This is a genomic window from Flavobacterium sp. HSC-32F16 (assembly GCF_024171645.1).
In the GTDB taxonomy this organism is placed as follows: domain Bacteria; phylum Bacteroidota; class Bacteroidia; order Flavobacteriales; family Flavobacteriaceae; genus Flavobacterium.
In genome coordinates, this window is record NZ_JALKAC010000012.1 from 132,533 (window position 1) to 145,517 (window position 12,985).

Annotated in this window: 14 protein-coding genes; 11 read left to right on the plus strand and 3 right to left on the minus strand. The window is 32.3% G+C overall.

Annotated features, from left to right (window positions below):
• Positions 1–180: 180 nt before the first annotated feature.
• A complete protein-coding gene (locus L1276_RS24070) occupies positions 181–2,652 on the plus strand; it encodes a PAS domain S-box protein (protein WP_253792323.1) in 2,472 nt (823 codons plus the stop codon).
• Positions 2,653–2,685: 33 nt separating this feature from the next.
• Here the strand turns inward: L1276_RS24070 and L1276_RS24075 are convergent, their stop codons facing one another.
• Positions 2,686–3,117 (minus strand): response regulator, encoded by a 432-nt coding sequence (locus tag L1276_RS24075; RefSeq protein WP_253792325.1) that lies wholly within the window; start codon positions 3,115–3,117, stop codon positions 2,686–2,688.
• A gap of 414 nt (positions 3,118–3,531) precedes the next feature.
• Between L1276_RS24075 and L1276_RS24080 the strand changes: the two genes are divergently transcribed.
• Together L1276_RS24080 and L1276_RS24085 are read left to right on the plus strand one after the other, a co-directional pair.
• Entirely contained in the window at positions 3,532–4,302 is a 771-nt protein-coding gene (locus tag L1276_RS24080; RefSeq protein ID WP_253792326.1) for a carboxylesterase, read from the plus strand.
• A 58-nt stretch (positions 4,303–4,360) separates the two neighbouring features.
• Positions 4,361–5,182, plus strand: coding sequence for an alpha/beta fold hydrolase (locus tag L1276_RS24085; protein ID WP_253792327.1), 822 nt, complete (start codon positions 4,361–4,363; stop codon positions 5,180–5,182).
• Positions 5,183–5,282: 100 nt separating this feature from the next.
• On the opposite strand, the gene L1276_RS24090 is transcribed toward L1276_RS24085, so the two are convergent.
• Positions 5,283–6,026: an SDR family oxidoreductase gene (locus tag L1276_RS24090; protein ID WP_253792328.1), complete on the minus strand. Its 744-nt coding sequence runs from the start codon at positions 6,024–6,026 to the stop codon at positions 5,283–5,285.
• Positions 6,027–6,129: 103 nt separating this feature from the next.
• Between L1276_RS24090 and L1276_RS24095 the strand changes: the two genes are divergently transcribed.
• The 5 genes from L1276_RS24095 to L1276_RS24115 all read left to right on the plus strand — a co-directional run bounded on the left by L1276_RS24095 (position 6,130) and on the right by L1276_RS24115 (position 9,015).
• Positions 6,130–6,477 (plus strand): helix-turn-helix domain-containing protein, encoded by a 348-nt coding sequence (locus L1276_RS24095; RefSeq protein WP_253792329.1) that lies wholly within the window; start codon positions 6,130–6,132, stop codon positions 6,475–6,477.
• 170 nt (positions 6,478–6,647) lie between these two features.
• The gene (locus L1276_RS24100) at positions 6,648–7,265 is read left to right on the plus strand and encodes a hypothetical protein (RefSeq protein ID WP_253792330.1); all 618 of its coding nucleotides are present in this window, start codon (positions 6,648–6,650) and stop codon (positions 7,263–7,265) included.
• 338 nt (positions 7,266–7,603) lie between these two features.
• Positions 7,604–7,771: a hypothetical protein gene (locus L1276_RS24105; RefSeq protein WP_253792331.1), complete on the plus strand. Its 168-nt coding sequence runs from the start codon at positions 7,604–7,606 to the stop codon at positions 7,769–7,771.
• A gap of 142 nt (positions 7,772–7,913) precedes the next feature.
• A complete protein-coding gene (locus tag L1276_RS24110; protein ID WP_253792332.1) occupies positions 7,914–8,426 on the plus strand; it encodes a PRC-barrel domain-containing protein in 513 nt (170 codons plus the stop codon).
• Between the two features lie 187 nt (positions 8,427–8,613).
• Positions 8,614–9,015: a response regulator gene (locus tag L1276_RS24115; RefSeq protein ID WP_253792334.1), complete on the plus strand. Its 402-nt coding sequence runs from the start codon at positions 8,614–8,616 to the stop codon at positions 9,013–9,015.
• A gap of 46 nt (positions 9,016–9,061) precedes the next feature.
• On the opposite strand, the gene L1276_RS24120 is transcribed toward L1276_RS24115, so the two are convergent.
• Complete coding sequence (locus tag L1276_RS24120) at positions 9,062–10,054, minus strand: SDR family NAD(P)-dependent oxidoreductase (protein WP_253792336.1); 993 nt, start codon at positions 10,052–10,054, stop codon at positions 9,062–9,064.
• 175 nt (positions 10,055–10,229) lie between these two features.
• Here L1276_RS24120 and L1276_RS24125 point away from each other — a divergent pair, with 175 nt between their 5' ends.
• The 3 genes from L1276_RS24125 to L1276_RS24135 all read left to right on the plus strand — a co-directional run bounded on the left by L1276_RS24125 (position 10,230) and on the right by L1276_RS24135 (position 12,961).
• Complete coding sequence (locus L1276_RS24125; protein ID WP_253792338.1) at positions 10,230–11,087, plus strand: AraC family transcriptional regulator; 858 nt, start codon at positions 10,230–10,232, stop codon at positions 11,085–11,087.
• Positions 11,088–11,259: 172 nt separating this feature from the next.
• Complete coding sequence (locus L1276_RS24130; RefSeq protein WP_253792340.1) at positions 11,260–11,754, plus strand: hypothetical protein; 495 nt, start codon at positions 11,260–11,262, stop codon at positions 11,752–11,754.
• 295 nt (positions 11,755–12,049) lie between these two features.
• A complete protein-coding gene (locus L1276_RS24135; protein WP_253792342.1) occupies positions 12,050–12,961 on the plus strand; it encodes a DUF3387 domain-containing protein in 912 nt (303 codons plus the stop codon).
• Positions 12,962–12,985 lie beyond the last annotated feature (24 nt).

Below are 12,985 nucleotides of genomic sequence, written 5' to 3' on the forward strand. Positions count from 1 at the left end.
ATTGTATCGGGAGATTTTATATAATTACTGTTCAGGTTTGTTGAATTATCATTTTTGTGATGTCAAATGCCTTAAGTGAAAATCAAATAATTTGAAATATTTGAAATGCTTCTTTTCCTGAATAATTGCTGGTTTATTAAAATTACTTTATCTTTCGGGTTGAACCAAATCAAATTAGCAGTGCAAGAAGACCAAGTATGTGACTATTCATTTTTAAAAAACGGAGGAGAAGCAGGGACCCTGATATCGCAGAAAGATTGGAGTACTACGCCAGTTGGAGATTTAGAAAAATGGCCCGATAATCTTCGAACTGCACTTGGAATTATGCTTGCTTCCCGTGTTCCTATGTTTATAGTCTGGGGAAGAGAGAAAACGTTTTTTTACAATGACTCTTTCCGTCCTTTTCTTGCGGATAGCGGTAAACATCCAGATTCTTTAGGAAAAGCAATAAAAATTGCTCTGCCGCCAGAATGGCAATTAGCTGCTGATGCAGTTGCAGATAGGATTGAGGAAGGTGTTTATAAATCAGAAACAAATATAGTTTCATCTGTCGTTAGAAATGGCACTTTTCAGCAGGTGTATCTTACTGTAGGATACAGCGTAATATCTAATAATCATGAAGATACTATTGATGGTATTTTTGCTACCTGTATTGAAAATTCTGCCATTATTCCAGATGTAATAGCATCCAGTTCTGTAAGATCACACCTCAACAGTGTAGTAATGCAGTCGAATGCCGGAATTGCGCAGGCTAATATACAAGGACGCATAGTAGAGGTTAATAACCGTTATTGCCAAATGCTGGGCTACAGCAGGGATGAAATTCTGAAAATGAATTTAGGTGAGCTGACACATCCTGAAGATTTGGAGCTTAATATGAAAATGCTGCAAGACTGTATTGCTAATGGAAATGACTTTTTGATTACAAAACGGTATATATGCCGCGATGGATCGATAATTTGGGTAAACAACAGTATTTCTGTAGTAATGGATGCAAAGGGAGAAAAATACATTACAGCCATTGCGATAGATATTACAGCAGAAAAAGAAAAGGAAGAAAAATTGCAGGCAAGTGAAGCACACCTCCAGCTGTTAAGAGATACTGTTCCTGCCATGATTTTTTATCTCGATCACGAACAACGTTATGTTACTTACAATAGTGTATTTAGAGAATGGTTTTCTATTAAAGGAGACGAAGCTGTTGGAAAAACGGTTATGGAGTTTCTAGGAGAAGCGGCTTATGCTAAAACTCTTCCTCATCTTGAAATCGCCTATGGCGGACAACAGGAAAAATATGAGATGTTTGCACCTTCCAGAATGGGAGTGCGCAGATGGCTTAGTATTGTTTATACACCGCACAAGGATAATAGAGAAAAGGTTATAGGTTTGATTGTACATGCTACGGATATTACGCAGAGTAAACTAAGTGAAATTGCGCTTCGGGAAAGTGAATCTAAATTGCGATCTGCAGTAGAGGTAGCACAGCTGGGTACTTGGTCACTTGATATTGCGACAGGAATAAGCACCGTTTCAGAACGTCATGCTGCTATGTTCGGACTTAGTAATACCTTAGTACCGTCTGAAGATGTAAGAGCTTTAATAAAACCATCAGATTATAAGAGAGTAACTGAAGCTTTTTTTGCAGCACAGAAAACAGGTTCCAGCGGAAAATATGAAGCCGAATACAGGATTATTCATGGTTTAAGCGGACAAGAAAAGGTTATTCATGCTGTAGGCCAGACTGATTTTGATGAGACTGGAAAAGCTTTGGTTATAAGCGGAACGACTCAGGATATTACGATACAGAGAGAGCTTCAATTGGCATTGGAGAGTGAGGTAGATGTTAGAACCAAAGAGCTTGCAGTTGTTTTAAAAGAACTGAAAGGAACAAATGCAGAACTCGAACAATCGAATAATGCACTTAAACATTCTAATGAAGAGCTGGCTCAGTTTGCGTATGTTGCCAGTCATGATCTTCAGGAACCTTTGCGTAAAATTCAGATTTTTGCGGCCATGCTGCAAGAAGTAAGTTCAAAACGAGATCCTAAAACTATCATTGAAAAAATTGCATTTTCCGCAGCTCGTATGAGTAAGCTGATATCTGATTTGCTTGCTTTCTCAAGATTGATCCAGCCTGAAAAAAGTTTACAGACTATAGATCTTGCTGAGATAACACAGAATGTATGGCGTGATTTCGAATTAGCTGCAACAGAGAAAAAGGCTGAAATAAGTATTGAAAATCTTCCGGTAATTCAAGCTGTAGGCTTGCAGATGAATCAGTTATTTTATAATCTCGTAAGTAATTCTCTCAAATTTATCAATCCAGATATAGCACCTCAAATAAAAATCAGTTCGGTTTTAGTTTCTCATGATGATATGGTAAAATTTACCAATTCTCCACTGCTTAGTGTAAACTATTATCATATTTCATTTAGTGATAATGGAATTGGTTTTGAAAAAGATCATGAGGATCAGATTTTTGAAATTTTTAAGCGTCTTCATGTACAGACTATTTTTCCAGGAAGCGGGATTGGCTTGGCTTTGTGCAGAAGAATTGTCATGAATCACCAAGGATTTATGTATGCAGAATCACAAGTGGGGCAGGGAAGTACGTTTCATATATTTCTGCCGGATCTTCCTTCAAATCAATAACCTTATAATTACTGCATTTTAATGTACTTAAAATTACCCATTGTAAACAAAATTATCCTTTGTAATAGTTTGCTGTTTCCAGTTTATAGAAAGTACATGCTGCACCGATTTTTTCAAATCGCCAATAGACATTGTTTTTTTTAAATAAAGAGAAGCACCAAGATTAAAACATCTCTGAACTGTTTCAGAATTACTGGCAGTCGAAAGAATAATTACCGGAATATCTTTTAGATTGTCCGTGTTTTTAATTTCCTTAAGCACTTCAAAGCCGTCTTTTACAGGCATATTTAAGTCCAGAAAAATTAACGAAGGCGAAGGCGGTGGATTTTGAAGCTTTTTAAGCATCTGATCTCCTAATTCAAAAAGACTTATACTTTCTCCAATCTGTTGAGCGACTTCTTCAAAAAACATTCTGTCATCTTCATCATCATCAGCATAAAATATAGTAGTCCAATTATCTTTCATAGTGTTATTATCAGCATACAAATATAAAAAAAGAGATATAACTTTATATAATTAGTGGTATTTAAAAACAGTACGACCGCCTTGGTCTCATATACACATCACGATGAAGGTTATCCCGGCAAAAAATCAAATTATTTATATATCACTACAGCGGGTATTTATTTACGAAATATAGCAATTAAAAAAAACGAAATAGATTTTATGTTGTTGATAATCAATGTTTTATTAAATTAGCATACTAGTTGTATTATCAGTTTTCATATTTAGGCACATAAAAAAGTTTTTTTAATTAGAATTTTAATTGATAAAATCTGATTTTCTTTAAATAGGTGCCTTACCCGGATTATACTGCTGTTATAGAAGTAAGATGCGTTAAAATTTATAAACCTCAATTACTCATTAAATATTAATCTTATGACAAAATCAAAATCTATTATCCTGATACATGGAAACTTTGTAAATCAAATCAGCTGGAAAAACTGGAAAGACTATTATGAACAAAAAGGATATACCGTTTATACGCCTGCTAATCCCGGACATGATGGAATTCCTTCTGAATTAAGAAAACAAGTTCATCCTGATTTAACGAAAACGGGTTTTATAGACGTGGTTAACAATTGTATAAAACTTATTGAAACCCTGCCTGAAAAGCCATTAATTATTGGACATTCAATGGCAGGAATGGCGGCGATGAAGTTATTAGAATTAAATAAAGCCGTTGCGGCAGTAAGTATTGACGGTGCTCCTCCAAAAAATGTATTTCCTCCATTTGCAACATTAAAGTCAGTTATTCCGGCATTTGGTTTCTTTACTTCCAAAAAATATTTTATGGGAAGCCGTGATTGGTATGACAAATGTTTTTTTAACACATTGCCAGAAAGAGATAGAGCCAGCGCTTTTGACAGTATTGCAGTTCCGGAAAGTTACAAAGTGAGCCGAGAACTGGTATTAAATTCTTTTTCGAATATTGATTTTAGTAAGCCGCACAATCCTATTTTGTTTATTGGAGGAGAAAGCGATGCTATTTTTCCTTCATCACTTACGACTACATTAGCAAGAAAGTATAAAGATAGAAACAGCAGGGTTGACTTGAAGATTTTTCAAGGAAAAAGCCATTTTATATGTGGAGAACCAGGCTGGGAAGCTGTGGCAGATTATATTTTAGACTGGTACGAAAAATTATAAATAAAGTAATTCGAATAATGTGTAGAGAAATTAATACTAACAATTAAAGCAAAATACAATGAGCAAGATTACAGTAAAAGACGGAACAGAGATTTATTATAAAGACTGGGGAACAGGAACACCTATTTTTTTTCATCATGGCTGGCCTTTAACAGCAGATGACTGGGATGCACAAATGCTGTTTTTTTTAGATCAGGGATTTAGGGTCATTGCATATGACAGGAGAGGACACGGGAGATCTACACAAACTTATTTGGGTAATGAAATGGATACGTATGCGGCAGATGTGGCAGAACTTACTGCATTTTTAGATTTAAAAGATGCTGTACACATTGGGCACTCTACCGGAGGAGGTGAAGCGATTAGGTATGCAGCACAATATGGTAAAAACCGAGTATCAAAAGTGATACTTATAAGTGCCGTGACACCCTATATGATCAAAAACGAAGGCAATCCTGATGGTGTTCCTATTGAAGTATTTAACGATATCCGTTTTAATACGGCCAATAACCGCCAGCAATTTTACCACGATATTACTTTTCCGTTCTACGGATATAATAGAGAAGGTGCTGATATAAAAAAAGGAATTCAGGATAATTGGTGGCGTCAGGGAATGATGGGAGGAATAAAGGCTCATTTTGACTGTATCAAAGCATTTTCTGAAACAGATTTTACTGAAGATTTAAAAAGTGTTGATGTTCCGATACTTATTCTTCATGGTGAAGATGACCAGATTGTACCTTATAATGTCACTGCTTTAAGAGCGATAAAACTGGTAAAAAACGGGAAATTGATTACTTATCCCGGACTTTGTCACGGAATACCAACTACAGATGCGGATAGAGTTAATCTGGATATTCTTAATTTTATAAAATCTTAAGTATTTTTTAGACAAAAAAAGCTAAATCAAAAGATTTAGCTTTTAGTATTAATCAGGTATTTGTCTAACATACAGTTTTATATGTGATAAAAATAAAGATTTATTTTAAAGCAAAGTTTATATATCCTCCATCAGCTAAGAGCTCAGTTCCAGTAATAAAACTTGCATCGTCTGAAGAAAGAAATAATACTGTTTTTGCTATCTCGGCCGGATCGCCCAATCTTTGCATTGCAGTAGCACCTGCTAAATATTCTTTTGCTTCCTCTGGTACCACTTTATGAAGACCAGGTGTAGAAACTGGACCAGGACTTACAATATTGACACGAATTTTTCTGCCTGCCAATTCGTTTGCAGCAATCTGAGCAATTTTATTTAAAGCTCCCTTAGTAGCAGAGTAGATACTGGTTCCTAAATTAGCCGCTGTTGCTACTGTTGAAGAAGTAAATATTACTGATGAACCTTCTGCTAAATGAGGAATTAGTTTTTGAAGTGTAAAGAAATGGCCTTTAACATTGGTATTAAACTGTGCATCAAAATCGGCTTCAGTTACTTCTTCAATTGGGCTGAATACTGCTATTCCTGCATTTAAGAAAAGAACATCTAATTTATTTCCACCTTCTGCAAAAGCTTGTTCCAATACAGAAAGGTTAGATAAGTTTGACGTATCAGAAACTATAGTTTTTAATTTTGAACTGTTAATTTCGGTTGCCGCATTTTCAAGATTTTCGCTGTTTCTTCCCGTAATCCAAACGTTTGCACCTGCTTTTATAAATTCTTTTGCTGTTGCTAATCCAATTCCTGTAGTTCCTCCTGTAATAAGGACATTTTTGTTTGTAAAATTCATTTTGATATATTTTAAATTTATAAAGCAAAGTTAGATTAGTAAAGTTTATTATTGTTACTTTGTAACTAAAAGTAACAGTAACATTTGAGTAACAAAGTAACCTATGAGTAACGAATGTCAGATTGAGCACAGAAGAGAGATAATAGCTGTCCATGATACAATGGATATATTGAATGGGAAATGGAAAATTTCTATTATTTCATCAATCTGTTATCATAATAAAAGAAGATTTACAGATATTTTAAATGATGTAAACGGAATATCTAATAAAATGTTAAGCAAAGAATTAAAAGAATTGGAGATAAATAAACTTATAAAACGAACAGTTCTGGATACTCAGCCTGTAACAATTCATTATCAGCTCACAGAATATGGATTGACATTAAAAACTATCATAAATGACTTGGCCGAGTGGGGAATAAAGCACCGTAAAGTAATTATAGAAGGATAAAAATTAACTTGCTTAAAAACCAGAAAATCTCAGATATTGTATAAACTGGACTATTAACAAGTTAGTAATCCTAACTACTTTTGGGTATAATTAGAATGATAAATTAAATATTCCAGACTAATGCAATTATTTGATTAATGTCTGTTTATCCATAAATAATTTTTTTTACTATGTCAAAATTTCATCTCAATATTCAGAAAGCAGTTCAGGGAGAATTTATACCAAATAAAATAAATTTAGCATTTGTATTTCAAGTAAATTGTCCGGGTTGTTTTATATATGGTATTCCTATTGTGAATAATCTTTATGAATTATTTAGTAACAATGTAGGTTTTATTGGCGTAGCTACAGCTTTTGAAGATTTTGAATATAATAACGAAGCAAACTTAAAGCTGTTATTGAATAATGGTACGCTGGTGGGAGAAGTCAAAAAATATTACAATACAAATTATGGAGTTTCTAACTATTTAGAGAAGATAAAATTTCCAGCAGCTTTTGACAGTATCATATCTTCTCAAGAATTAATAGATTCAGATAAGATTGAATTGATTTGTAATGCTATTCCAAATTTTATAAATTTTTCTGAAAAAGAAAAAAAGATTTTAACCGCAAAAATTAAATCACATTACTCCCATATTCCTTTAATTGCAGAAACCTTTACACTTAACCAATTAAAAGGAACTCCATCATTTATTATCTTCGACAACAATTATAGTATTTTAGGAATGCATTTTGGTCATATAAATGAGGATATATTAAAAAACAAATTAGAAGAACTTTTAGCTTAGTTTAAAAAATAGTTGAGGTTCTAAATTTAAATAGATCATCTATAAAAAATATTTTTTACCGAATAATTCTCTTTCTATTTTAATTCCATTATAACAGCTTTTAGTTTTTTGATCTGATTATTTCCAGAAGGAAGGCTTAATAAATTTTCCTTGTGCATACTTTCAAATGTCATCTCTGTCTTCTCAAATGATATTAATTTTCTTCTGCTGTATTTTGTATTTAAATTTAATCTGCTGGGAATTGTATAACTTCTTGCGGAAATTAAATACTACGAAGCAGTATCTGCATTTGTACCTTTATTATTAAGTTAAAATATTTATAATCAAAATAATAAGTTATGGCAGAAATTAAAATTGAGAAAAAAAAGCCAGTATGGCCATGGATAGCAGTGGTACTGTTAATCGCAGCACTTGTATACTTCGTATTCTTAAGGGATAACGAGACAACAACTGAAAGAAACGTAGAAATCGAAAATGCGGCAAGTACAGACACTATAGCAAATTAATTATTTGTGAGTAAAGCAGTACTTTAAAGTTTAAACACGTTAGAAGATATTTTTGCTGCTAATAGAAATTGACTGTCTGCATTTTAGAGTTTTATTTACTGGAAGCAGCAGAAAAATTATAGTCAATATTAAAAAAAAACATATGGAAAATAAAGAAAGAAATTTATACAGAATGGACGAACTTTCTGGTTACAAAATTGCCTCAAACTATTCTGATGTAAGAGGCTGGAAAATAGTAGATGCCGACAATCGTACTATAGGAACAATAGATAATCTTTGGGTTAATAAAGATATGCAGCGCGTTGTTTATCTTGATGTAAACGTCGATAAAAAATTAATTGAAGATAGTCATAATGAGATACATGATGCTATAGCAAACGACAACGGAAGAGAATTTGTTTATAAGGACGGAGACAGTCATATTATAATACCAATTGGATCAGTAAGTATAAATAAAGACACAAAAATTGTTATGGCTAACAGTATTGCTTATGAAACATTTAGAAACACAAGCAGATATAACAGACAGCATAATTTTGACAGGGATTACGAAAGAAATGTACTGAAATCATACTATCCTAAAAATGATTCAGGTTTTGGATCTGATAGTGATGATGATAATTTTTACAATCGTAGAGAATTTGACAATCACTAAATAAGAGCAATGATTTCGAAACCTCAAAATGGATAAAAAAAAGACCAAACATTTAATGTTTGGTCTTTTTTTTATTGATTAGCAGTGACTCTACTGATTATACGGAATAGCTAATTAATGGAAATTGTATAATAGGAAAACGTAATTGTGTAAAACCTTAAATTTTATTCTCATTTAATTTAGTTGTATGAAGTACAGAAATATATTACTTGTAGACGATGATACTGATGAGACAGAAATATTTGTAATGGCTGTAAATGCAATTAATCAAAAGATTAAATACTCAGTAGAAAATAATGCGCTGGATGCTTTAAAAAAGCTGCAAAATTCAAAACTATCTCCTGATATAATTTTTCTGGATTACCATATGCCTTATCTTGATGGAACTGAGTTTCTTAAATTGCTGCGTGATGTAAAAGAACTGAAAAAAATACCAGTTGTACTTTACTCAGGACATTCAGGCACCATGTTAAAAGACGCTGAAGACAAATTTAAAAAAGTACAATTTTTAAAGAAACAAGGGGATTTTAAAAAACTTATTGAATTATTAAGAGGTATAATTATGCCAGAAGAATCGGCAAAAAAATGATTTTTTTTGTGATCAATATCTTTATTATTAATTTATTATAGATTATTTACTCTGTTTTGAAACTTTTTTTAGTTAAGAGGATTCCAATAGTAGCCGCAATACCTGCGAACAATGCTAGTTTAAGATTATTTGAAGTTTTTGAAGGCGGATTTCCATAAACTCGTAATGGCTCTTTAGAATTTGTTAAAACGTTTCCTGAATCATTTTCCTTCTCCTTATTAAGGCTCATTTTTGCCCGAACAACAGCAGAGGTGGTGTTAATTATCAGTTTTGGAAACAATTTATAAGTGTTTGTAATTGCGGCGGCCCGAAAATCCGGAAACAAATCTTTTTGCGGATGTTTTGCAAGTTCAACCATTTTGGCAGCAGTAACCCTGGGGTCTGAAGCTATAAAAGGAATTGTCATATCAAAGCCGGAGTATTTCGCTGAATGGAGATTACCTGTAGAGTTTTGTAATTGAGGATAAAGGTTGCAGATATGAATATGTTTCTTGTTAGATATTTCTCCCTGAATACATTCCATCATACCCCTGATTCCATATTTAGAAGCCGAATATACGGCACTGTAAGGAGCAGGCATAAATCCTCCAATTGAAATATTATTAATCAAAATTCCTTCATTTTGTTCTTTAAAAACTTTAATTGCGTTGTAAGCTCCATGCATATATCCAAATAAGTTAGTTTTAATTACCTGCTGATGAATTTCTAACGGAATTTCCTCAAATTTTCCACTGGCCATAACACCTGCATTATTAACCCAGATATCAATTTTTCCTCCAAGTGCAAGAGCTTCAGCAGTTACTTTTTCAACATCTTCTGCAATTGACATATCTGCAGAGATACCAATCGCCTGAATATTTAATCTCCGGCAATAGTCCACAGTATCATTAATACCTTTCTGTCCTCTGGCTACTATTACTAAATTACAGCCTTCATGTGCGAATGCTTCTGCTGCTGCACGTCCAACACCGCTGCTTGCACCTGTTATAACAACATTTTTTCCTTTAAGGCCATTTCTAAGTTTTTTTATATCTTCCATATTCGAATACTTTATTGTTTGATTTTATCTCGTAATTTTTGCTGAGAATAAATATTAGTAGAACTAAAGCAGTTTTATCACAGGATTATATAAATTTATGCCAACTTATATGGCTTTAGTTATAAAATTTCAATTGATAATTATTTAATTAGTAGCTTATTATATTTAAAAAGTTATGGTGAACAATTATAGAAAGCACGATTTATATGGTAAAACACTTATTCAGAAAATTGAATTAACATCACCTTTTAACTTTGATTTTCCAACAGCGGAGCAGGCTTGTTTTTTATATGTAAGAGAAGGAGAAGTGGTTTACCAATTTGATGATCAACAGATAAACATTGTTTCAAATTACTCTCTGTTATTAAATTGTGTAGTTTCTGGAAAACAACTGCACAGTTCAAATTTTAGCAGTAATTGTGAGATTGTTATAATTACCTTCTATCCAGAGATATTAAAAAAAATATACGACAAAGAGTTTCCGTTATTGCTTCAGAAGCCCAATAACGTAGTATCTAATAAATCAAGTGAAAAAATAAACAATGATTTTTTGATTCAGAAATATATTGAAGGATTATTATTTTATTTTGAAAACCCATCTTTGATTAATGAAGATATATTGGTGCTAAAAGTTAAGGAGATTATACTTCTATTGTCACAGACACAAAATTCAGAATCGGTACGGCTTATCCTATCGCAGCTTTTTTCTCCTTCTACCTTTAGTTTTAAGCAAATAATTGAAGCCAATTTGCTCTCACAACTTACAATTGAAGAGCTGGCACATACTTGTAATTTAAGCGTATCATCTTTTAAACGTGAATTTGCAAAAATATACAACGATACACCTGCCAATTATATTAAAGCTAAAAAGCTGGAAAAAGCGGCTGAACTGCTTGAGCTTTCTGATAAAAGGATCAGTACAATTGCATTTGACTGCGGTTTTAATGATCTGGCAAATTTCACAAAAAGCTTTACAAGACAATACAACACCAGTCCTACTAATTACCGCCAGAAAAGCAATAATAAACAGTAATTAGCAGTGATTTTTTTTATAGTTTGTAACCAACAAGCATTCTTTAGATTGATCTAAATGGATGTTGTTTTTGTGAACTAAATTGCCAAATAATTGGACTAATCGACAAATCAAATCCCGCTTATGAATCGGAAGTTTGTAGTGTATTTTCAAACAACTTAAATTAATAAAAATGGGATTATCAAGTTTAGGAATTTTTCACACAATTATTGGTATTGCAGCAATTGCAGCCGCTTTAGCAGATTTTATCAAATACGGTAAGATCAATTTAAACATGGCCTCTGGAAAAATATATTTTTACGGAACAATCATTACTTCATTAACCTCATTAGGTATTTCAAAACACGGCGGATTCAATCCGGGACATATTTTTTCTATTTTAATCGTGATTATGGTACTGGGAGCCTGCGTATTAAATTCAAAAAGGAAAACCAGCGCAAGAGCCCGTTATTTTGAAAACTTTTGGTTGTCTTTTAGTTTTTTTCTGTCTCTTGTTCCAACCGTCAATGAAACATTTACAAGAATTCCGCTGAGACATCCATTAGCCAAAGATATAACAGATCCTGTAATTGGGAATACGCTTCTCATTTTATTACTATTCTTTATTGCCGGTTCAGTATATCAATTTAAAAAGCAGAAGCTTATTAATAAAAGAGCAGATATTTAAAGGACAATTATTCATGTTAAACAAAATTTTGCAAACGGAATAAACATAAAAAACCGAAAAGTGGATTAAAAAATTTAACCCGCTTTTCGGTTTTTTTGATTTAGTTCAAAAGGCTGTTAATACCTCAGCTTTCTTTTGGATAGAGAAAGTTTTTGTTTATTAAAGTGCGTTTCCTATTACAGTTTTTTTTTGTAATTTGATCATTTAAAAAACATATTTTTTTCAGGTACAAAGCAGGAAAAAACTAGCTTGATCATATATTTCAATAAAGAAAATATATTTAAAATAATTAATTATGATTTTAGGAAAAATATCCCTGTTTGCCTTGATACTAATAACTGGTACAGTTTACTCACAAAATAAAAGCAGTAAAATGGAAAGTTTTAATTTAAGTGATATATATGAAAAGGTTAAAAGTTTTGATGAACAACCTGAATATTGGCTGTTTTTGCATACCGGTGACTGCTCTTATGTTATTTTATTAGATGATATGCCGGTATACACAGCTTATAATGAGAGTGGTATGAAATCCGTATCACTTCCATTGAATAATTTTATTTTAGGGCGTAAAAAGTCCGAAATTAAAGTTTTGATTTTGCCCAAAGTGGATGATAATGGTCATTTGGATAAGTTATTAGGAAATGAATTTTCATTTGATCTTAGAATGACCAGAACAGAAAATAAAAAGGAAGTTACTGTTTTTGCTAAAAAAATAGATTATTCTGATAAAAATGAATCGTTCAAAAAAGTATATATTCCTTTTGAATCGAATGTTCCTTATAAATTAAATGGATGGACGGATAGTGTTGATTTAACAAAAGAAAACAATGTCAGTTTAAAAAAGGAAGTAGAATCCTTTTATAAGGAGATGATGGATGACTATAGAGAGAAAAGGATTGAAAATATAGCAAAAAAATATTACAACAGACAGCTTGAGAATGCTCAGGCTTTTTATTTGTCTAAAAGAGAAGATTCAGAAAAATTAATCACTGAGATTAATAAAGATATCAATAAGAAACAGGATTTTAATCTAGAGCATTACAAATTAGTATTTTATGGAAATGGGAAAGTAGTAGGTTTGATCAGAACTGATAATGAGTTTTTAGGGAAATCTGCTTTCTTAGGATTAACAGACGAAGATTTTTATATTTATTCACTTCTCCTGCATCGTCCAAAACCTAATGGGGATCTTGAGGTAATCAGATAAAAATTAAGCAGTGATTTTCTTGAT